The sequence below is a fragment of the Sphingopyxis sp. genome, from assembly GCF_019459305.1.
Taxonomy (GTDB): domain Bacteria; phylum Pseudomonadota; class Alphaproteobacteria; order Sphingomonadales; family Sphingomonadaceae; genus Sphingopyxis.
In genome coordinates, this window is sequence record NZ_JAIBES010000022.1 from 19,160 (window position 1) to 39,571 (window position 20,412).

Sequence of the window (20,412 nt, forward strand, 5' to 3'; positions counted from 1 at the left end):
CTCTGTCGAGACAATTGGCATGAATATGATGATAACGTGCCAATTGTCAAGATCGTCGCGGAGCCGTGAGGTTAGGCGTCATTCCGCCTGCATGGACTGCGCCCGACAGGAGCGATTGCAGCGAGAGCAGCGCAAGCTCGCAATCAGAAGCGCGCGAACGCGCCTGGTCGCAGGCTTACCCGGCAACCTCGTCAAACAACGGTTCCAGCGCGATCGGGTCGGCCAATGTGATGCGGTCGAGGATCGAGGCGGTATCGTCGCGGACTTTCAGCATCAGGCTGCGCAGGCGACATTCGGCCTCGGGAAGGCAATTTTTACAATGTTCGTGCGCATTTCGCGCCGCGCAGGGGACCAGCGCCAGCGACCCGCGGGTCAGGCGGACAAGGTCGCCATAGCTGATGTCGATCGGCGATATGGCCAGCTGATACCCGCCATCGCGGCCGCGCTGAGAAATGAGCAGGCCTTCGCGCGCCATTTCCGACAGGATGACGGTCAGGAACTTGGGCGGGATGTTTTGCGCTTCCGCAATGTCCGCCAGCTGGACCTGCCCCTTGCCCCAATGATCGGCAAGATGCTGGAACGCGCGGATCGTATAACGGGTCTTTTGCGAGAGCATGGCGGGCTTACTGTGACATATTCAGGCTTAATTCAACCTGTCTGGATGACATTTCGCCAAGAGTTGATGAAAATCACAGCGGGTGGCATGAACGAAGGCTATAAGCACCGTGATGCTGCCGGTTACGGCAATGATTTGAGGTAGAGCTGATGATGCGTAAATTTCTTGGCGTTCCGGCGGTGCTGGCGGTGTGCATGCTTGCGGGGACCCCCGCGCAGGCGCAGTTCGGCAGCCTGCTTCGCAAAGCCACAACGCCCGCTCCAAAACCGAGCAGCGACGACAATGGCGGCTGCCCCAAAGGCAAAAAGGGCAGCAGCATCGGCCGCAACATCCTGGGCAATGTGCTGAACGATGCGGTCGGAGATGTGGCGAGCAAGGCCGGCGTTTATAGCTATGTGCCCATCAGCGAAGTCAGCGGGACGCTGACCGACGCGATCGCGTGCCGACTCGATCCGGGTGAGCAAGTGCAAGCGGCCGTCGCGACTGAGGAAGCGACGCGCGGTGAAGAGGTTGGCGCGACGGCCAACTGGACCAGCGCGACCCGCCCCGAAGTCAGCGGATCATCGACGGTGGCGTCGATTAACGAAGAGGGCGGCGGGCGCAAGTGCATGAACGTCAACGACTTTATCATCGTCGAAGGCGAAGAAACGCGGGTGACAAAACGCATGTGCAAAGGACCGGGTGAATCGCGTTATGTCCTGGCGGCGTAGAACGGCACGCTGCGGCATTTCGCTGATCGCGCTCGGCAGCCTGACCGCCGCCACCGCGGTCGATCCGGTCAACCCGACCTGCCCGCTCAACCCCAATTGGTCGGCCTATCCGACGATGAAGCTGACGGTGGAAAAGCGTGGCGGGATGAAAGTTCTGCTGGCCGAGGGGCGGATCGACCCCGGATTGCCCGACCGGCTGACCGCCGCGTTAAAGGCCAATCCCGACGTCGGCGAAATCTGGCTGCGCTCCCCCGGCGGCGACGCTCGCGCGGGCAATGCGGCGGGGCGGATCATCCGCTCAAATCTGGGCGTTACGACCCGGATCCCTGCGGGCTGGGCCTGTTTCAGCGCCTGCAATTTCGTGTTCATGGGTGGCGCGCCGCGAGTCATCGAGCCCGGCGGCCAATTCATGGTCCACATGTTTACGCGCACCGGCGACCGTTCGGCGATCGACATGAGCGTCGCAATGGGAACTGACGCGACGCGCGAACTGATCGGCGACATCGAACAGGATTCGGCGCTGCTGGCGAGTGAAGACAATGATTTCCTGATCCGCATGGGGATTTCGCGAAAATTGCTGACCGAAGTCATGTATCGCCAGCAGGCGGTGGCGACCGACGAGAATAAATCGACCCGCCGCTGTCTGACGCTTGCTGAAGCGCTGAAATATGGGGTGACCTACGCGCCCGAGGAATGATCGGGCCGCGTGTGTAGCGTTGCAAACTGAAACGAAAGTCGTAGATTGGCGGTCAAATAGGAGAGGCTGCCATGAACGAGATGACGCATGACCATGCGACCTTCCGGTCGATGATCGACGGGACGCAGGAAGATTGGGACATCATCGCGCGCGAACAGAAAGAATTCGCGCCGCAGAATGGCAAGCGCATTCTCAATCATCTCAAGCTGCTCGGCGGCGATTATGGCGGCTTTCCGGTCGACCGGCTCGAGCATTGCCTGCAAACCGCGACGCGCGCGCACCGTGATGGTCGTGACGAGGAATATGTCGTGATGGCGCTGCTTCACGACATCGGCGACACGCTGGGCGCGTTCAACCACCCCGACGTCGCGGCGGCGATTTTGAAGCCGTTCCTGTCAGAGGAAAATCTGTGGATCGTCCAGCACCATGGTATTTTCCAGGGCCATTATTTCTTCCACTATATCGGGCTCGATCGTGACATGCGCGACCAGTTCAAGGACAGCCCGCATTATGCGGCGTGCGCCGAATTTTGCGAAAAATATGACGCGCCCGCGTTCGACGCCGATTACGACAGCGAAGCGCTGGAATTTTTCGAGCCGATGGTGATGCGGATCTGTTCGTATCCGAAAACGAGCATCTACAAGAAGGTAATGGTCGCGGAAGCGGCGGAGTAGTCTAAAACTGTCATCCCAGCTTTCGCTGGGATGACGAGCTTTCTTACTTCCCCTTAAACTCGACTTTCCGCTTCTGGACAAACGCCATGATGCCCTCAACCGCATCGGCGCTGTTGCCAGCGATGAACTGCCCCTTGGCTTCGGCATCGAGCGTGTCGGCATAGCTTTGCGACAGGCCATCGCGCAGCACCTTGCGCATTGTCCCCAGCGAGACCGTCGGTCCGTTTGCAAGCCGCGCCGCCAGCGCGCGCGCTTCGCCCATCAGCTCGGCATCGTCGACGCATTTATAGACCATGCCCCAATCGGCGGCCTGCTCGCCCGAAATCTTCTCGCCCAGCATCATCATCTGCGTCGCCCGCGGCAGGCCGATAAGGCGCGGCAGCAGCCACGACGAGCCGCCATCGGGGACGAGCCCGATATTGACGAAAGCCTGAAGGAAATAGGCGCTTTTGCCTGCGATCGTGAAATCACCCGACAGCGCAAAGCTGCACCCGACCCCGGCGGCGGGGCCGTTGACCGCGGTGACGACCGGGATGTCGAGGTTCGCGAGCGCCAGCAGCATCGGGTTGTAGTGGTTGCGCAGCGCCTTACGACTGTTCGCGCCGCCGCCAACCGCCGACGATGTGCGATCGCCGCCCAGATCGGCCCCCGAGCAAAATCCGCGTCCTTCGCCGGTGATCAGCAATGCGCGCGCGCCGAGCAGGGGCAAGTAATCGAGCGCGCTGCGGATGTCGTCGGCCATCGCGGGCGGCATCGAATTGAGCCGGTCAGGGCGGTTGAGCGTGATCGTCGCGACATCGTCGGCAATGTCCAGCTTGATCGTGTCGAAGGTGGGGATGTCGGTCATGGGGAAGAATCCTCTTGCAGGCACTTTACCTTTACGTTCACGTAAAGATGTGACTCATTTGGCGGGCGAGTGCAAGGGGGAAGGCGGCACCGGTTTTTTGGACGATGTTTCTTGCGCCAGCACGTCGCTCAGCCAGCCCTTGAAATGCGACATCGCTCCGCTTTCGGGGCGCGACATCAGGCGGGTGAGCCAATAGCGACCGGCGTCGATTTCGATTGTGAAAGGCTGCACCAGCAGTTCGGATGCGAGTTCGCGGGTGAACATCGCGGGCGGTGCGAGGGCAATGCCGAGCCCCGCGGCAGCGGCTGCGGCCATTAGGGCCGAGCTGTCGAACATCGGGCCGCGCAGCACCGGGGCGGGGACGCCAGCGGCGGCAAACCACCGCGTCCATTCGTCGGCGCGGTACGAGCGCAGCAGGCGTTCGGGTATCAGGTCAGCGGCGGTCTTGAGCCGCGCGGCGATGGCGGGGGTGCAGAGCGGGGTCATCGGCGCGGCGAGCAGCGGCTCGGCATGGGTGCCGTGCCAGGCGCCATCGCCAAAGCGGATCGCGAAATCGAGCGCCTCGCCCGCCAGGTCGACGCGGTTGTTGTTGGTCGAGATGCGCAGGTCGATCCCCGGATACGCGCGGGCGAAGGCGTCGAGGCGCGGGAGGAGAAAGCCGGTGCCGAAGGTGCCGACGACCCCGACCTTGAGCACCTCGCGGAAGCGGCCGCTGCTATATTGATCGAGCGTGGCGGCGACGCGGTCGAACGCGTCGGCGACGACGGGGACGAGCGCATGCCCCTCGTCGGTGAGCGCGAGGCCGCGCGGCAGGCGGTGGAACAAGCGGGTGCCGAGGCGGCGTTCGAGCTGCGCGACCTGATGGCTGACCGCGCCCTGGCTGACGCATAATTCGATCGCGGCGCGGGTGAAATTAAGATGGCGCGCGGCGGCGTCGAAGGCGCGCAGGGCGTTGAGCGGGAGCTGGGCGCGGTCCATTGGGCCTCTTTACTATGTCGACCTGTCTGGGCTCGTGACCCCGCACTTGATCCGGGGTCCACGCGGCGGCGATGGCCAATGGTTCCCGGATCAAGTCCGGGATTACGAAAGATATGAGAAATTCTCATGGTTTTGTCGAGAAATGATGCTTTGTACCGGGCGTGCCGACTTGGCAATTTGGCGGCGAAGGGAGACGGTAATGTTCGAAGCAATCAGTCTGTTGGCGTGGCTTGCCGCGACGAGCGGGGCGCCGGTTCCGGCGGTTGATCCGCTGACGCAGCCGATCACGACGTCGCGGTCCGCCGAGTGGTTGGCACCTGCGCCGCCTGAAAAGATCTACGGCAACAGCTATCTGGTCGGGTTTGGCGGGATGAGTGTGGCGTTGATCGACACCGGGGACGGATTGGTGCTGGTCGACGGCGCCTTGCCGCAAGCGGCGCCCGCGATCCTGACCAATGTCCGGAAGCTGGGGTTCGACCCCAAAGACATTAAATTTATTCTGAGCACTGAACCGCATTTCGACCATGCTGGCGGGCTCGCGGCGCTGGCGCGCGACACCGGCGCGACAGTGGTGGCGAGCGCGGGCGGGATTGAGGGGTTGAAGTCGGGACGCCACGCCGCCGACGATCCGCAGCTCGCTTATGGCGGCAGCTGGCCCGCGGTGACCACGGCCACGCGGGTGATGGCGGATGGTGAGATGCTCAAGCTGGGCAAGCTGGGGATCACCGCCCATGCGACCCCGGGGCATACGATGGGCAGCATGAGCTGGAGCTGGCCGGCGTGCGAGGGCAACCAGTGCAAGACAATTGTCTTTGCATCGAGCCTGAATCCGGTGTCGGCCGACGATTATCGGTTCACCAGCGTTGCGGGGACGCCGTTCATTGCGGCCTTTGGGCAAAGTTATCGGACGATGGACGCGCTGGCCTGCGACGTCCTGATTTCGGCGCATCCCGACAATGCGGGCGAGGGGCGGTACAATTCGAAGCCGGGAGCGTGCCGCGCCTATGCCGATCGGTCGCGCCAGGCTTTGGCGAAGCGGTTGGCGGCGGAGAAGGCGGGGGCCGCGAAGTAGCCGGTTGTTGATCCTCCCTGTCGCGTAGCGATGGTGAGGTGGCGTCCGCAGGAGTGAGGGAGGAGCAGAGACGCAAAGGTGCTGTCCCTCCACCATTCGGTCTCCCCCCATGACGCCGTCATGGGGCTCTGCGTCTATTTATCGACGACCAGACAGGCCTGTCCGCCCTTGCTGAGCGCGGCGCAGAAGTTGTTGGCTTCGCCCTTGTTGGCAAAGCCGCCGGTCTGGAGGCGGGTGACCTTCCCGGTCTTGACGTAGGTCGGCTGGCGCGCGGCGACGGCCGAATATTTTTTGCCGAGCGTCACCCAGAGACTGCGCGCATTGGCCTCGATCCCGAAGGCGCCGAGCTGGGCGCGCCAGGTGCTTTTACCGCCAGTAGAACGCGACGGGGTCGGGGTTTCGCGGACAGCGATGGGCGCGTTGTTGATGGGCGGTTTGGATTTGGCCGCAGCGGGCGGCAGCGTGCCGCTGGTGGGCGGCGGGGCGTAGGTCGTGCCGGGCTTGCCCTTGGCGGCGTCGGCCGCCGCAGTGGCTTCGACGGCGGCGATCGTGGCGGCCTTGGCGGCAGGTGTCGAGGGTGGCGGGGTCGCGACCACCGGCGGCGGCGTGTAGCTTGCGCCGGGAACCGAGGCGGGCAGGCTGGCGGTCTTGATCGGCGATGCAGGCGTCGGCTTTGCCGTCGGCGGCGGCGCGGCGGAGTTCACCGCGGCTAGGCGCGCGCGCGCCTCGTTCTTTTCGATTTCGGGCAGCATCGCAAGGCCGCGCTGGCGCTGTTCGAGCGGGATCAGGCTGTCGAGCTGCGCGAGCCGGGCCGAGGCGATGCCGAGCCCAGCGTCGCTGGCGCGCTTGGTGAGCGCATAGGCACGCGGCCAGTCCTGCGCCGCAAGGTCACCGTTGAAGTGCGCGGTGCCAAGGACATATTGCGCCCGCGGTTCGCCGCGTTCGGCCGAGCGAAGGATGAACGGCATCGCTTCGTCGCGGCGGTTGGCGGTGAACAGCACGAGGCCGAGATTATCCTCGGCCTGCAAATGGCCCTGTTTGGCGGCGCGGCGATACCAGGCTTCGGCTTGAGCGAGGTCGGTGGGAACGCCGCGGCCAAGCTTGTAGGCTTGCCCCAGGTTGAACTGCGCATCGGCATCGCCGGCGAGCGCGGCGGGGCGCCACTGGGCGACGGCGCCCTGATAGTCGCCGCGCTGCCAGGCATCGACGCCGTCCTTGACGTCGGCATGGGCGGGCGCGGTCAGCATCATTGCCGCAATCAGCGGCAGCGCCAGCGAAACGGCAGTGCGGAATGGTCGCATCATATTCTCCAATGACTTGCATCGCTGCAGTCCCCGCGTGTTTCCTAGCGTGGAATGGCTAACACCGCGTTAGCAACCTGCATCCTGCGCCATATCTGATCCATTTCGGGACAAATGTCGCTTGCGACCTTGTTTACCATGATGGCGAGCGGGCCGTTCACCTTCTTTCCATCATCGTTAACTCAATTTTAGCGCCCCGCATGGCATTCCACCGCCAATTCGTGGTTTTTCAGGGGGACAGCTGTGCGCGTTTTGGCATTGGCTTCACAAAAAGGCGGGTCGGGAAAAACGACCTTGTCGGGGCATCTGGCGGTACAGGCGCAGCTAGCGGGCGCCGGGCCGGTTGTCCTGATCGACATCGATCCACAGGGCTCGCTCGCCGACTGGTGGAACGAGCGCGAGACCGATCTTCCGGCTTTTGCCCAGACCACCGTGGCGCGGCTCGCGTCCGACCTGGAAATCCTGCGCCAGCAGGGTTTCAAGCTCGCGGTCATTGATACGCCTCCGGCAATTACGATGGCGATCCAGAGCGTCATTTCGGTCGCCGAACTGATCGTCGTCCCGACCCGGCCCAGCCCGCACGATCTGCGCGCCGTCGGTGCCACCGTCGATCTGTGCGAACGCGCTGGCAAGCCGCTGGTGTTCGTCGTCAACGGCGCAACGCCCAAGGCCAAGATTACCAGCGAAGCCGCCGTCGCATTGTCGCAGCACGGCACTGTCGCTCCGATTACCTTGCACCACCGCACCGATTATGCCGCGTCGATGATCGATGGCCGCACGGTGATGGAAGTCGATCCCAATGGCCGTTCGGCCGAAGAGATCCGCCAGCTGTGGACGTATATGAGCGACCGGCTCGAAAAGAATTTCCGCCGCACCATCTTTGCCGCGCCGATCCCGACGCAGGGCAATTATGGCGCGGTCCGTCCGATGGGCGGTGGCTTTGGCCGCCGCATCGCTGGCCAGTGACGGGAGGGATCGGAACCATGGGCGAACCCAAACCTCTCGCATCGCTGAGTGCCGGCCTCTTGGCCCGCAAGGGCGGCGCACGGCCCGCCATGCGCCGTCAGCCGCTGGGCAGCGGCCCTGCACCCACCAACGCCGTCGGTTATGACGACCTTGGCTGGAATGACATGGGCTATGACGTCGATCCCGATCAGTCGGGCGAACCGGCGCGGATGCTCGACCTGAAACCTTTGCTGACCGGTTCGGTGCCGGCGCATAATGTCGAGGCTGAACAAGCACTCGAAGACAGCGTTGGTCACGAGCTGACCGATGCGGTTGCCGAGGATCATGCCGCGAAAGATTATGGCGCCGATGCTTTTGAAGCCGAAGCGCATGAAGTCCCCGAAATCGTCCGCCAGCAGGAATCGCTGATCGACCGCGTCGCCGCCGTGGCGCGCAAGGTCGAAGCGCGGCCCGAGCCGAAGCCGAAGAAGGAAAAGGCGCCGCGCGCATTGCGGGCGCGTGAAAAAGCGGCGTTCACGCTCCGCCTCGATGCCGAACGCCATCTGCGGCTGCGGCTGGCGAGCGCGGTGACAAACCGGTCCTCGCAGGTGATCCTGATCGATTTGCTCGATGAATATCTGACGACGCTGCCCGAAATCGACGCGATGGCGAGCCGCCTGCCGGCGGCCCGTCCGACGCGCCAGACGATGCCGCGCTGAACCAGTCCAAAGGGGACCATAAGATGAACCGCAAAATGCTGATGAACCTCGCCGTTTCGGGCTTTATCCTGAGCGTCGCCACCGGATGCAGCGGGATGGGCGCGATGGCCGATGCGCCGTCGCGCGCCGCAGGCAAGCCCCAAGTCGCCGCCAAGTCGGCCGATCAAGCGCGCGCTGCGCTCGAAGCCGGGAAAGTCAGCAAGGCCGTCGGCTTGGCCGAAGCTGCGGTTGCCGCAAGCCCGCGCGACGCGAGCTATCGGGCGCTGCTGGGGCAGGCCTATCTCAACGACGGTCGTTTTACGTCCGCCACTTCGGCGTTGACCGAAGCGATGGAATTGGGCGCGACCGACAGCAATACCATTATCGCGCTGACGCTGGCACAGATTGCGCAGGGCAAGGGCGCCGAGGCGATTTCGCTGCTGCAGGCGCACCGCGACACGGTTCCGGCATCGGACATCGGGCTGGCTCTGGCGCTGGCCGGGGATAGCGAAGGCGCGATCTACGTGCTGACCGACGCGGCGCGCGCGCCCGACGCAAGCGCGCGGACGCGGCAGAATCTGGCGCTCGCCTTTGCCCTGTCGGGGCGCTGGGCGCAGGCGCAAATCCTGGCGTCGCAGGACCTGTCGCCCGCCAAGCTGGAAGCGCGGATGGTGGAATGGTCAAAACTGGCCGAAACGCCGAACGCGCAGCTTCGCGTCGCGAGCCTGATCGGCACCAAGGCGCAGCAGGATGCCGGGATGCCGGTTCGTCTGGCGCTGAGCAATTATGGCGAGACGCAGATGGCGGCCGCCGAATTGGCGCCGGTTGAACTCGCAAGCGCCGATCCGGCGCCGGTTGCCGCCTATGCGCCGCCGCCGCCGGTGCTGGCCGACGCCAGCAGCGCGATCCGCAGCGTCGAACTGCCGATGCCTGAACGCACCGCCGATGGCGTCGTGCCGGTCACCGAATTGCCGCAGCCGAACGCCGCGAGCGAAGTCATTATGGCCGACGCCGCTCCCTATCGCGCCGCACCGCGCCTCGCGGGCGAGGGGCGTATCCGTCCGGCGCAGCAACAGGCACTGGAACTGGCGACCGTGCTGATTCCGAAGGCAATCGCTTTCAACGCTAAAAAGCCAAGCGGCTGGGCGGTGCAGCTGGGCGCCTATGACAGCCTGGGCATCGCCAAGGAAAAATGGGGCGGGCTGAAAAAGCGCAGCGCCATGCTGGCGAATTTCCCGGCATCGAGCCATGCGGCGACGGTCAAGGGCCGCATCTTCTATCGCCTGACCGTCAACGGCCTGGCAACGCGCGCCGATGCGACGAGCCTGTGCAACGAGCTGAAGGCGCATGGCCAGACCTGCTTCATCCGCGCGATGGGCGGTAGCGAGAGCATCCAGTGGGCGTCGAAAGCCAGCCAGATCCGGATGGCGTCGCGCTAACGCAAAGCGTCCGCTCGGCGGGCCGAACCGAAAAAGGGGGCAGGGCCACATGGTCCCGCCCCTTTTTTCATGTTCGTTCGCAAATGACGCATTTGAACAGCTCAGCGTATACGCAATCCACCCTTCCACATCTCAGTCGCTCGGCCCTGCACGGGCATGCCATCGAACGGAGTGTTGCCGGCATAGGCGGCCATTCTCTTGGCATCGACCTGCCACGGGGTTCCCTCATCGACCAGGATGAGGTCGGCGTCCTTGCCTAGGGTCAGGCGCCCGGCATTAAGGCCGAGCAGGCAGGCGGGGGTGGCGGCGAGCAGGTCGAAGAGGCGGCCAGGCGCGATATGGCCGTCGCGCACGAGATTGAGCCCGAGCGCCAGCAGCGTTTCGGCGCCCGCCATGCCCGGCAACGCCTCGGCAAAGGGCAAGCGCTTGTCCTCGGGGCCGCGCGGGTCGTGGCCCGATGACAGGACGTCGATCGTCCCGTCGGCAACGGCGGCGAGGCACGCCTGACGATCATCCTCGCTGCGCAGCGGCGGGGACAGGCGCGCGAAGGTGCGAAAATCGCCGATCGCGGTGTCGGAGAGGAACAGATGCGCGGGGGTGATGCCGCAGAGGACGGGCAGCCCCTTCGCCTTCGCGGCGCGGATCAGATCGAGGCCGCGGGCGGTGGTGACCTGCCGGAAATGAACCGGGGCGCCGGTTTCTTCGACGAGGGCGAGATCGCGCGCGATCGCGATCGCTTCGGCGATGGCGGGGGCCGAGGCGAGGCCGAGGCGGGTCGCCATTTCACCATCGGTCGCGACCGCGCCGGCGGTAAGACCTTCATCCTCGGCGTGGATGATCGTGACGAGGCCGAGCGACGCGGCATAAGCGAGGATGCGGCGCATCACGCCGCTGTCGGCGATGCGGCTGCGGCCGGTAGCGATGGCGCGGGCGCCCGCGCTTTTCATCAGGCCGATTTCGGCGAGCTCCTTGCCCGCGAGGCCTTTGGTCGCAGCGGCGAGCGGATGAACCCACAGGTCGGGTTTGCCGCCCTTGGCGGCGCGCTCGACAAGGCCGGGGTCGTCGAGCGGCCCGGCGTCGGGCATCAGCGCGGCGCGAGTGATGCCGCCGAAATGAAAGGCGGGTTTGTCGGTCGCAAACACGCCAAGGTCGATGATGCCGGGGGCGAGCCATTGGCCTTTCGCGTCGACGGTCTCGGCGCCCGCGGGAATGTCGACCGGATCGATCGCGGCGATGCGGCCATCGACCACGAGCAGGCTGCCCGGGCGCGGCGTGTCGCCGTCGATCAGCTGCGCGTTTGTGATTAGGAGCGGTTTCAGTTCCATCCCGCGACCCCTCGCTGGCGGCGCGTCAATATGTCGAGGCACGCCATGCGGACCGCGACCCCCATTTCGACCTGCTCGGTGATTGTCGAGCGGGTGGGGTGGTCAGCGACGCTGCTGTCGATTTCGACCCCGCGGTTCATCGGGCCGGGGTGCATGATGATCGCGTCGGGCTTGGCTTTTTCGAGGCGTTTGGGGGTCAGGCCGTAGAGCGCGTGATATTCGCGCGCGCTGGGCAGATAAGCGCCGTCCATGCGCTCGTTCTGGAGGCGAAGCATCATCACGACGTCGGCGTCCTTCAGACCTTCGTCCATGTCGGTGAAGGTCGTCACATGCATGCGGTCGATCGCTGGCGGCGTGAGCGTCGGCGGCGCGACGATGCGCACTTCGTTCCCGAGCAAGGTGAGCGCGAGGATGTTCGAGCGCGCGACGCGGCTGTGGAGGACGTCGCCGCAGATGGCGATAGTGAGGCCTTCGACACGGCCGAGGCGGCGGCGGATGGTGAGCGCGTCGAGCAAAGCTTGCGTCGGATGTTCGTGACGGCCGTCACCCGCGTTGAGCACGGGGCAGTCGACTTTGTCGGCGATGAGTTGCACCGCGCCCGAGCTGCCGTGGCGGATTACCATCGCGTCGGCGCGCATCGCGTTGAGCGTCATCGCGGTGTCGATCAGCGTCTCGCCCTTCTTCACGCTCGATTGCGCCGCGTGCATGTTGACGACGTCGGCGCCGAGGCGTTTTCCGGCGATTTCGAAAGATAGCAAGGTGCGCGTCGAATTTTCGAAAAAGGCGTTGATGATGGTGAGCCCGGCGAGCCGGTCGTCATGCTTGGCGGCGCCGCTGCGGTTGAGGTCGACCCACTCCTCGGCGGCGTCGAGAACATAGCTGATCTCCCACGGGGTCAACTGGGCGATGCCGATCAGGTGGCGATGGCGAAAGGCATCGCCGCCGGGCGGATAGTCGCTGGCGGGTCGGGTTGTTGATGTTGTCATTAAAGGGGAGCGTTTAGGCAGGACGAGGCAAATACGCAAGCGCCGCGGCGATCAGCGGTCCCAGCAATCCGAGCACCCAAAGCGCGAGCAGGATCAGTTCGAGGACAAGCAGCGTCATCATCTGCGTCGCGAAAGGCTGTTTGCGCGTCTTGTGCCGAACGAGCCGTGAAGCCGCAAAGGTGCCGATTGCGCCGCCGAGAAAAGCCCATTGCAGCAGGGCTGCCTCGCTGATCCGCCGCGCGCCCGCTGCGGCGCGATGTTTGTCGTTTATCATCAGGGCGAAGGCGATGACATTGGCGGCGATCAGCCAGTAGAGGATATATTCGGTGACACGGTCCATGATTAGCGCGTCATCGCATCAATCGCGCCTTGCAGGATGAAGGCCGCGGCGGCGCTATCGATCCGTTCGGCGCGTTTGGCGCGGCTGACGTCGGCGGCGATCATCGCGCGCTCGACCGCGGCGGTCGACCAGCGTTCGTCCCAGAGCAGGATGGGGAGGTCAAGCGGCAGGAGGTTGCGGGCGAAGGCGCGGGTGCTTTGGGTGCGCGGGCTGTCGGTGCCGTCCATGTTGAGGGGGAGGCCGACAACGAGACCGACGATCGCGTGGGCGGTGAGGACCGCTTTGAGCGATGCGAGGTCGGCGGCGAATTTCTTGCGGATGATCGTCTTGTCGGGGGTCGCGAAGCTCCAGTTCATATCGCAGGTCGCGACGCCGATGGTCTTGGTGCCGACGTCGAGACCCGCGAGGCGGCCGCCGGTCGGGAAATGGGCGGCGAAGTCGGGGGTGGCGGTGGTGATCATCGGACTGCCTCTAATTCCAAAACCTGGTCATTGCGAGCGGATCGGGCCGAAGGCGGCCGCATGCCAACCAATCCAGAGCGGTTTGCGCAGGCTCCGGATTGCCGCGTCGCTACGCTCCTCGCAATGACGAGCTCAGGATTTTGCTACCGGTGCGGGGGCGCAATCGGCAGTGGCACCGCCGCGGGCGGTACCGGCGACGGATTGCCCCCGAAGGTCGCCAATCGCCGCAAAGCATCGGCGCGGACGTTCGCCCAGAACAGGGTGATGTCATACACATGATAATTGTTGCCCGGCAGCACATAACCCGCGACGACGTAATTCTTGGCGACGTCGGCATCGCCGATCATCAGCAGGCCGCGCGTGTCGTCGCATTTGGCGCCGATCTTGCCCGCGATCAGCGACCCGCTCTTGAAGCCCTCGGTGGGTTTGAGCGTGCCGAGATTGGCCTCGGGCGCCGCTGCGGCATCGGGGGTGCCGGTGAGCGGGTTGGTACACAGCATCCGCGTGTCGGCGCGCGGTCGGCCGTCGAAGCCGATCGTGCCATCATAGGCGCTCGTCACCATTGCGGGGTCGGCGGGGTCGGCAAAGGTCGCCCAGCCGAGGATGCAGCCCTTTTGATCAGCGGTCTGGCACGCGGGCAGGCCGAGCGCCGCCATGTCGGTGTCGAGGCTGATCGGCCAGCCGATGACATAGGCGGCGACGATCCGCTTCGCGAGCGGGGTTCCTGCGATCTTGTTTTTCAGCAGGGTGGTGAGATGAAGCGCGCCCTGGCTGTGGCCGGCGAGGATGATCGGTTTGTTTTTGGGCTGGGCGGCGACAAAGGCGTCGAAGGCTTCCTCGACATCGCGGTAAGCGGCGTCGATCGCTTTGCCCGCGGTCACGCGGTCTTCGGCGAGGAAGGCGCCGAGCGTCGCCTGACGGTAGCGCGGCGCCCAGATGTCACCCGCGTCGGCAAAGGCGCTCGCCATGCCCTGCACGAACAGATTAGCGCGGTGATCCGAATCGCGGTCGGCGAGCGGCGCGTTCCAGCTGGAGCGGCTGTAATAGCTGGTGGGGTGAACGAAAAAGACCGCGGCGTCGCCCTTTGGTGCCGGCGGCGCGGTGGTTTCGGTGGCACCCGCGGACGGAATCAGCTGGTCGCGCGACTGCGCTTCGGCGCTGTCGGGCGTCGATCCTTCGGAGGCGGGGCGCCAGGCCGACGGGTCACCATCAATGCCGGGACGCGCGAACCACATTTTGGGATCGTCATAGGCGTTGGGCGCAACCGCGACCTGCTGCTTGAACTCGGCGCTCGGCACAAAGGCGGTGCGCGCGACCCAGCCGGGAAAGAGCTGGTACACAACCCCGGCGGCGAGGATCAGCAAGATGATCGCGGCAATGACGTATAGAAATTTGCGGGCCAATGGGGGCTCCATGGGGGAGAGAAGGGAGACGGGCTGGTGCGCTGTTTGGCTTGCGCTGGCCAGCGAAACAAGCCCAGATGTGGGGTATGACAGACGCGCCCGCAACCGGCACAGCCGCCGATTCGCCCCGAGTTTCCGCACGCCTTGACGATAACGACCCGCCATGGCCGCTGCGACCGTGGATCATGGCGGCGATTTGCGCCGCGGCGGGGCTCGCGTTCCACGCGCTGGTCGATCATCCCTACCAAGACGCGCTGGCGCAATGGCGCAGCGCGCTGGCGACCGCGGTGGCGGTGGCAGCGGTGGTGTTCGTTCTCGGCGTCGAGTTGCGCCGCTGGCACTGGGCGCTGGGTTTCGCGCTGCTCTGGGGCATCGTGCTGGGGCTGATCGCGTGGCAGACGGCGGCGTATAATCTGCAGGGCAGCCCGATCGAATGGTCGTTCTGGTCGGGGATGCTCGCGGTGCTCGTCGCGACGCCCTTGTTCCAGACGCGGCGCGATGTCGCGCCCGACTGGCGTTTCTGGAAGTTGTGGGCGATGCCCTATGATCGGCTGCACAGCCATGCGTGGACCGATGCGGTGATCGGCGCGGCGAGCCTGGCGTTCGTCGGCATCGCGTTCCTGCTGACCTTCCTGATTTCGGAAATGTTCCACCTGATCGGGATCGACCTGATCCGCGACCTGCTGAACGACGAATGGTTCGGCTGGATGCTCGCGGGGGCGGCGTTCGGCGGCGCGGTCGGGTTGCTGCGCGAGCGCGACAAGTTGGTTTCGACGCTGCAGCGGCTGGTGATGGTTGTGCTGGCGGTGCTGGCGCCGGTGCTGGCGGCGGCGCTGGTGATTTTCCTGTTGTCGCTGGCGGGGACGGGGCTGGCGAAGCTGTGGGCGTCGGGCTTTTCGACGGCGGCGCTGATGCTGGCGGCGGCGGCATTCGCGGTGCTGCTCGCCAATGCGGTGATCGGCAATGGCACCGACGACCCCGCGACGAATCCGCTGCTGCGCTGGGCGGCGCCGGTGCTGGCGGTGGCGGTGCTGCCGCTGGCGGGGGTCGCCTTTTATTCGATGCAGCTGCGGATCGGCCAATATGGCTGGACACCCGAGCGCATCTGGGGGTTGATCGCGACGCTGATAGCCTTGGCCTATGGCGCGATCGGCCTTTGGGCGGTGGGGAAGGGGCGGCGCGAATTCGACGATGTGCTGCGCCCGTTGCAGCAGAAGCTGGCGATCGGCGTGGCGTTGCTGGCGCTGTTCCTGGCGTTGCCGATCCTCGATTTCGGGGCGATTTCGACGCGCGACCAGATGGCACGGCTGACGTCGGGGACGACGAAGGTCGAACAACTCGACTGGGCGGCGATGGCCTATGATTTCGGGCCGAGCGGGCGCGCGGCGCTCAAGGAGCTGACGAGGTCACCGCAGAAGGAGCGCGCCGACGCGGCCAAAGCAGCGCTGGCGGCGAAGAATCGCTGGGATCTGACCGGGCCGAAGGGGCCGGTGTTGCTCAAGCCGCTTGCCGAGCGGCTCCGCGTTATCCCTGCCGAGCGTGCGCTGCCCGCCGAGGCGATGGAGCGCATCGCCGGAGCCTATATGTGCAGCCGCGCCAAGGCATGCGTCGCGGTGTGGCTGGCGGATGACCGGATCGGGGTGCTGGGGCAGAATGAGCCGGGCGAGCCGGTGAACTTTGATTTTGTGACGCTGAACAAGGATGGGCGCTGGGTGCAGGGAGAATTCAGCCGCGACGCACGCCCGACGCGGCCCAAGGTCGATCTGTCGAAAGCGACGGTGACGGTCGAGACGATCGAGCAGCGGCGGATTTTGGTGGATGGCGTGCCGGAGTCGGGGGCGTTCGAATGATTTGATCCTCCGCGTCGCGTTGCGCGGGGGAGGTGGCAGTCCGAAGGATTTATGGAGGGGCGCTGGCGTGACGCCGCCGCCCCTCCACCAGCGCCTACGGCGGCGGTCCCGCTGGCGCTGCAACGCCGTCTGCGGACCCCATGACTTCGTCACAGGGAGGATAGAGAAGGTTGAAGCGATCCCGCGGTAATGCTAGCGGCGCGGCTTCCCCGCAAAGGCAGGACCCCAATGACAATCGATCAGGCAACGGTCAGGAAAATAGCGTCGCTGGCGCGCATCGCGATCAGCGATGCCGAAGCCGCCGCGATGGAAGGCGAACTCAACGGTATTTTGGGCTGGGTCGAACAACTCGGCGAGGTCGATGTGACCGGGGTCGAGCCGATGACCGCGGTGATTCCGAACACGCTGCGGCTGCGCGACGATGTGATCGACGCCGACCCGCTGACCGGCGGCAACCGCCGCGACGATGTGCTGGCGAACGCGCCGGCGGCGATGCACGGCTTTTTCGGCGTGCCGAAGGTGATCGAATAATGACCGAGCTGACCAACCTGACCGTCGCGCAGATCCGCGACGGGCACCGCGCGGGCGATTTTTCCGCGGTCGAAGTGGCGGAGGCGTTCAGTGCCAATGTCGCAGGGGCGAAGGCGCTCAATGCGTTTATCGTCGAGACACCCGAGCATGCTCTTGAAGCCGCGAAGCAGGCTGATGCCGACCGCGCGGCGGGGACGCTCAAGCCGCTGTCGGGCGTACCGATCGGGATGAAGGATCTGTTCTGCACCAATGGCGTCCAGACGACGGCTGCGAGCCATATGCTGGAGGGTTTCATCCCGCGCTATGAATCGACCGTCAGCCAGAAATTGTGGGACGCGGGCGCGGGGATGCTGGGCAAGCTGAACCTCGACCAGTTCGCAATGGGGTCGTCGAACGAGACGAGCTATTTCGGCAATGTGATCTCGCCGTGGCGGCGCAAGGATGGCGGCAATGCCGCGCTCGCGCCGGGTGGTTCGTCGGGTGGGTCGTCGACCGCGATCGCGGCGCGGCTCTGCCCCGCGGCAACCGGCACCGATACCGGCGGCTCGATCCGCCAGCCCGCGGCGTTCACGGGCATTTCGGGGATCAAGCCCACCTATGGCCGCTGCTCGCGCTGGGGCATCGTGGCGTTCGCGAGCTCGCTCGATCAGGCGGGACCGATGGCGCGCGATGTGCGCGACTGTGCGATCATGCTCGAAAATATGGCGGGCTTCGATGCGAAGGATGCGACAAGCCTGAATCTGCCGGTGCCCAATTGGGAAGCGGCTTTATCGAGCGATCTCAAGGGCAAGACGGTTGGGATTCCCAAGGAATATCGGCTGGAGGGCATCGACCCCGACATCGACGCGATGTGGGAAGCGGGGATCGCGATGCTGAAGGATGCGGGCGCCGCGGTTGTCGAAATCAGCCTGCCGCACACCAAATATGCGCTGCCGGCCTATTACATCATCGCGCCCGCGGAGGCGTCGTCGAACCTCGCGCGCTATGACGGCGTGCGTTATGGTTTGCGCGACCTGCCCGCCAAGGACTCCTCTGGGGGGGGCGCGGGGTTGCAGGACATGTATGCCGCGACGCGCGCCGAAGGATTTGGGCCTGAGGTCAAGCGCCGTATCATGATCGGCACCTATGTGCTGTCGGCGGGCTTTTACGATGCCTATTACACGCAGGCGCAGAAAGTACGGACGCTGATCGCGCGCGATTTCGAACAGGCTTTTGGTTCGTGCGATGTGATCCTTGCGCCGACCGCGCCGTCGGCGGCGTTCGGGCTGGGCGAGAAGATGGCCGATCCGCTGGCGATGTATCTTAACGACGTGTTCGCAGTTCCCGCGAGCCTTGCCGGGCTGCCCGCAATGTCGGTCCCCGCGGCGCTCAACCGCGAAGGGCTGCCGCTGGGCTTGCAGATCATCGGCAAGGCATTTGACGAGCAGAGCGTGCTGAACGCCGGGTTGGCACTTGAAGAGCGGTCGGGCTTCACGGCGCGCGCAGAGAAGTGGTGGTAAGATGAGCGATTATCGCATCAAGGGCGAAACCGGTGAGTGGGAGGTCGTGATCGGCCTTGAGGTCCACGCCCAGATCACCACTAACGCTAAGCTGTTTTCGGGCGCCGCGACGGCGTTCGGGGCGGAGCCAAATACGCAGGTGAGCCTCGTGGACGCGGCCATGCCGGGGATGCTGCCGGTTCCGAACCGCGAGTGCATCCGCCAGGCGGTGCGCACGGGCATGGCGATCGAGGCGCAGATCAATCGCTGGTCGCGGTTCGACCGCAAGAATTATTTCTATGCCGACCTGCCGCAGGGTTATCAGATTTCGCAGCTTTATCATCCGCTTGTCGGCGAAGGCTCGATCACCGTCGAGGCGGACGAGAAGGCGGGCATTCCCGAAGCGAAGGTGATCGGGGTCGAGCGGATCCATGTCGAGCAGGACGCCGGGAAGCTGATGCACGACCAGCATCCGACGATGTCTTACGTCGATTTGAACCGCAGCGGCGTCGCATTGATGGAGATCGTGTCGAAGCCCGACATGCGCTCGCCGGCTGAGGCCGGGGCCTATGTCCGCAAATTGCGCGCGATCCTGCGCTATGTCGGCTCGTGCGACGGCAATATGGAAGAAGGGTCGATGCGCGCCGACGTTAATGTCAGCGTGCGGAGGCCCGGCGACGAATTCGGGACGCGCACCGAGACGAAGAATGTCAATTCGGTGCGCTTCGTCATGGCGGTGATCGAAGGCGAGGCAAAGCGTCAGGTCGAACTGATCGAAAGCGGCGGCACCGTGGTGCAGGAAACGCGGCTCTACGATCCCGACCGCAATGAGACGCGCTCGATGCGGTCGAAGGAAGATGCGCATGATTATCGCTACTTCCCCGATCCCGACCTGCTGCCGCTCGAACTGGATGACGAATTTCTGGTCGAATGTCGCGAAAGCCTGCCCGAACTGCCCGATGCCAAGCGTGACCGTTATCTGGCGCTGGGGATTTCGCCGTATAACGCCGATGTTCTGACCGCCGAGGTTGAGGCAGCGCGCTGGTTCGACACGTTGCTCGATGCGGGCGCCAAGCCGGTTGCGGCGGCGAACTGGGTGACGAGCGAGTTGTTCGGCGCGCTCAATCGCATGGGCCGCGACCTGACCGATTCGCCGGTATCGCCGCAGCAGGCCGCCGAATTGCTTGGGCTGGTTGCCGACGGCACGATTTCGGGCACGATTGCGAAGCAGGTGTTCGAAAAGATGCTCGAAAGCGGCGACGGCGCTGCCGAAATCGTCGAGCGCGACGGGCTGAAGCAGACGAGCGACACCGGCGCGATCGAGGCGGAGATTGCCAAGATCCTGACCGCCAACGCCGACAAGGTCGAGCAGTATAAAGGCGGCAAGGAAGCGCTGTTCGGCTTCTTCGTCGGCCAGACGATGAAGGCGATGCAGGGCAAGGCGAACCCGCAGGTGGTCAACGAGCTGCTGAAGAAGGCGCTCGGCTGATCCTCCTTTGTGATCGAGTTCCCAGTCAATTCAGTGGCTTCGGTGTCATTGGTGGCTAAACCCATGCCGGTATGATGCGAAGAATGAATGATGATGAAGCGGATGATGGTTGCGGTTGGCGGTGCGCTGATGCTGGCGGGGCGGCACTGCGAGCGCCGCGCCCGCGGTGAACGACGGCTATGACTGGACGATGCGGATCAACGAAGACCGGGTGTCGGACGCGATCCTCGCCTATGAAGTCGATGGCACTGACGACCAGCCGCTGAATTTTCGCTGCGAGCAGGGCGGCAATCGCATCTTTGCGGGGATTTCGGGCGCCTTCCCGGATTTGACCGCGGTCGAACTGGCGTCGGGTGATGCAAAGCTGCGCGTCACCGGCACGACCGAAATCGACGGAATGCCGTTTTTCCAGTCGCAGAGAATTGCGGGCGGATTGCCGCTGATCCACGCCTTTGCGGCGAACGGCTGGCTGCGGATGACCGCTAAAGGCCGCGCGATCGACATGGCGGCAACGGTGACCGGCAAACAGGCGATCGCACGCTTCGTGGCATTCTGTACCGGGTAGCGAGGGC

At 64.9% G+C, this 20,412-nt stretch carries 21 protein-coding genes; 12 read left to right on the forward strand and 9 right to left on the reverse strand.

What is annotated here, in order from left to right; genetic code table 11:
• Nucleotides 1-175 precede the first annotated feature (175 nt).
• Nucleotides 176-616, reverse strand: coding sequence for an Rrf2 family transcriptional regulator (locus K0M74_RS02300; protein ID WP_088443526.1), 441 nt, complete (start codon nucleotides 614-616; stop codon nucleotides 176-178).
• Nucleotides 617-765: 149 nt separating this feature from the next.
• Between K0M74_RS02300 and K0M74_RS02305 the strand changes: the two genes are divergently transcribed.
• The 3 genes from K0M74_RS02305 to K0M74_RS02315 all read left to right on the forward strand — a co-directional run bounded on the left by K0M74_RS02305 (nucleotide 766) and on the right by K0M74_RS02315 (nucleotide 2,697).
• Nucleotides 766-1,326 carry a hypothetical protein gene (locus K0M74_RS02305; protein WP_293967468.1) on the forward strand — a complete coding sequence of 187 codons (561 nt, stop codon included), beginning with the start codon at nucleotides 766-768 and terminating at the stop codon, nucleotides 1,324-1,326.
• Entirely contained in the window at nucleotides 1,310-2,023 is a 714-nt protein-coding gene (locus K0M74_RS02310) for a hypothetical protein (protein WP_293967469.1), read from the forward strand. The genes K0M74_RS02305 and K0M74_RS02310 overlap by 17 nt, the downstream gene beginning before the upstream one ends.
• Nucleotides 2,024-2,094: 71 nt before the next feature.
• Nucleotides 2,095-2,697 (forward strand): HD domain-containing protein, encoded by a 603-nt coding sequence (locus tag K0M74_RS02315; RefSeq protein ID WP_293967470.1) that lies wholly within the window; start codon nucleotides 2,095-2,097, stop codon nucleotides 2,695-2,697.
• Between the two features lie 43 nt (nucleotides 2,698-2,740).
• On the opposite strand, the gene K0M74_RS02320 is transcribed toward K0M74_RS02315, so the two are convergent.
• Together K0M74_RS02320 and K0M74_RS02325 are read right to left on the reverse strand one after the other, a co-directional pair.
• Complete coding sequence (locus K0M74_RS02320) at nucleotides 2,741-3,544, reverse strand: enoyl-CoA hydratase-related protein (RefSeq protein WP_293967472.1); 804 nt, start codon at nucleotides 3,542-3,544, stop codon at nucleotides 2,741-2,743.
• A 54-nt stretch (nucleotides 3,545-3,598) separates the two neighbouring features.
• Nucleotides 3,599-4,522, reverse strand: a complete 924-nt coding sequence (locus tag K0M74_RS02325; protein ID WP_293967473.1) for a LysR family transcriptional regulator — start codon at nucleotides 4,520-4,522, stop codon at nucleotides 3,599-3,601.
• Between the two features lie 199 nt (nucleotides 4,523-4,721).
• Between K0M74_RS02325 and bla the strand changes: the two genes are divergently transcribed.
• Complete coding sequence (bla, locus tag K0M74_RS02330) at nucleotides 4,722-5,594, forward strand: subclass B3 metallo-beta-lactamase (protein WP_293967475.1); 873 nt, start codon at nucleotides 4,722-4,724, stop codon at nucleotides 5,592-5,594.
• A 134-nt stretch (nucleotides 5,595-5,728) separates the two neighbouring features.
• On the opposite strand, the gene K0M74_RS02335 is transcribed toward bla, so the two are convergent.
• Complete coding sequence (locus K0M74_RS02335) at nucleotides 5,729-6,898, reverse strand: SPOR domain-containing protein (protein WP_293967477.1); 1,170 nt, start codon at nucleotides 6,896-6,898, stop codon at nucleotides 5,729-5,731.
• Between the two features lie 240 nt (nucleotides 6,899-7,138).
• Between K0M74_RS02335 and K0M74_RS02340 the strand changes: the two genes are divergently transcribed.
• Genes K0M74_RS02340 through K0M74_RS02350 form a run of 3 tightly spaced genes read left to right on the forward strand, consistent with a single transcriptional unit; the run spans nucleotide 7,139 to nucleotide 9,977 of the window.
• The gene (locus K0M74_RS02340; protein WP_088443538.1) at nucleotides 7,139-7,861 is read left to right on the forward strand and encodes a ParA family protein; all 723 of its coding nucleotides are present in this window, start codon (nucleotides 7,139-7,141) and stop codon (nucleotides 7,859-7,861) included.
• Nucleotides 7,862-7,878: 17 nt separating this feature from the next.
• On the forward strand, nucleotides 7,879-8,559 hold the full coding sequence (locus K0M74_RS02345) for a hypothetical protein (RefSeq protein WP_293967479.1): 681 nt from the start codon (nucleotides 7,879-7,881) through the stop codon (nucleotides 8,557-8,559).
• Nucleotides 8,560-8,582: 23 nt separating this feature from the next.
• Nucleotides 8,583-9,977, forward strand: coding sequence for an SPOR domain-containing protein (locus K0M74_RS02350; protein ID WP_293967480.1), 1,395 nt, complete (start codon nucleotides 8,583-8,585; stop codon nucleotides 9,975-9,977).
• Between the two features lie 101 nt (nucleotides 9,978-10,078).
• Here K0M74_RS02350 and K0M74_RS02355 read toward each other — a convergent pair whose 3' ends face one another.
• From K0M74_RS02355 to K0M74_RS02375, 5 genes are all read right to left on the reverse strand, one after another.
• The gene (locus tag K0M74_RS02355) at nucleotides 10,079-11,302 is read right to left on the reverse strand and encodes a dihydroorotase family protein (RefSeq protein ID WP_293967482.1); all 1,224 of its coding nucleotides are present in this window, start codon (nucleotides 11,300-11,302) and stop codon (nucleotides 10,079-10,081) included.
• Entirely contained in the window at nucleotides 11,293-12,288 is a 996-nt protein-coding gene (locus K0M74_RS02360; protein ID WP_293967484.1) for an aspartate carbamoyltransferase catalytic subunit, read from the reverse strand. The genes K0M74_RS02355 and K0M74_RS02360 overlap by 10 nt, the downstream gene beginning before the upstream one ends.
• 13 nt (nucleotides 12,289-12,301) lie before the next feature.
• Nucleotides 12,302-12,628 carry a DUF1294 domain-containing protein gene (locus tag K0M74_RS02365; RefSeq protein ID WP_293967486.1) on the reverse strand — a complete coding sequence of 109 codons (327 nt, stop codon included), beginning with the start codon at nucleotides 12,626-12,628 and terminating at the stop codon, nucleotides 12,302-12,304.
• Nucleotides 12,629-12,630: 2 nt separating this feature from the next.
• Nucleotides 12,631-13,089, reverse strand: a complete 459-nt coding sequence (gene ruvX, locus K0M74_RS02370) for a Holliday junction resolvase RuvX (RefSeq protein ID WP_293967488.1) — start codon at nucleotides 13,087-13,089, stop codon at nucleotides 12,631-12,633.
• Between the two features lie 143 nt (nucleotides 13,090-13,232).
• Nucleotides 13,233-14,492 (reverse strand): DUF3089 domain-containing protein, encoded by a 1,260-nt coding sequence (locus K0M74_RS02375; RefSeq protein WP_293967490.1) that lies wholly within the window; start codon nucleotides 14,490-14,492, stop codon nucleotides 13,233-13,235.
• 86 nt (nucleotides 14,493-14,578) lie between these two features.
• Here K0M74_RS02375 and K0M74_RS02380 point away from each other — a divergent pair, with 86 nt between their 5' ends.
• The 5 genes from K0M74_RS02380 (at nucleotide 14,579) to K0M74_RS02400 (ending at nucleotide 20,405) form a co-directional block, all read left to right on the forward strand.
• On the forward strand, nucleotides 14,579-16,342 hold the full coding sequence (locus K0M74_RS02380; RefSeq protein ID WP_293967492.1) for a DUF4153 domain-containing protein: 1,764 nt from the start codon (nucleotides 14,579-14,581) through the stop codon (nucleotides 16,340-16,342).
• 228 nt (nucleotides 16,343-16,570) lie between these two features.
• The gene (gene gatC / locus K0M74_RS02385) at nucleotides 16,571-16,873 is read left to right on the forward strand and encodes an Asp-tRNA(Asn)/Glu-tRNA(Gln) amidotransferase subunit GatC (RefSeq protein WP_088443554.1); all 303 of its coding nucleotides are present in this window, start codon (nucleotides 16,571-16,573) and stop codon (nucleotides 16,871-16,873) included.
• Nucleotides 16,873-18,372 (forward strand): Asp-tRNA(Asn)/Glu-tRNA(Gln) amidotransferase subunit GatA, encoded by a 1,500-nt coding sequence (gene gatA, locus K0M74_RS02390; protein WP_293967493.1) that lies wholly within the window; start codon nucleotides 16,873-16,875, stop codon nucleotides 18,370-18,372. The genes gatC and gatA overlap by 1 nt, the downstream gene beginning before the upstream one ends.
• Before the next feature lies 1 nt (nucleotide 18,373).
• Nucleotides 18,374-19,840 (forward strand): Asp-tRNA(Asn)/Glu-tRNA(Gln) amidotransferase subunit GatB, encoded by a 1,467-nt coding sequence (gene gatB / locus K0M74_RS02395; RefSeq protein WP_293967494.1) that lies wholly within the window; start codon nucleotides 18,374-18,376, stop codon nucleotides 19,838-19,840.
• Between the two features lie 166 nt (nucleotides 19,841-20,006).
• Complete coding sequence (locus tag K0M74_RS02400; RefSeq protein WP_293967496.1) at nucleotides 20,007-20,405, forward strand: hypothetical protein; 399 nt, start codon at nucleotides 20,007-20,009, stop codon at nucleotides 20,403-20,405.
• Nucleotides 20,406-20,412: the final 7 nt, after the last annotated feature.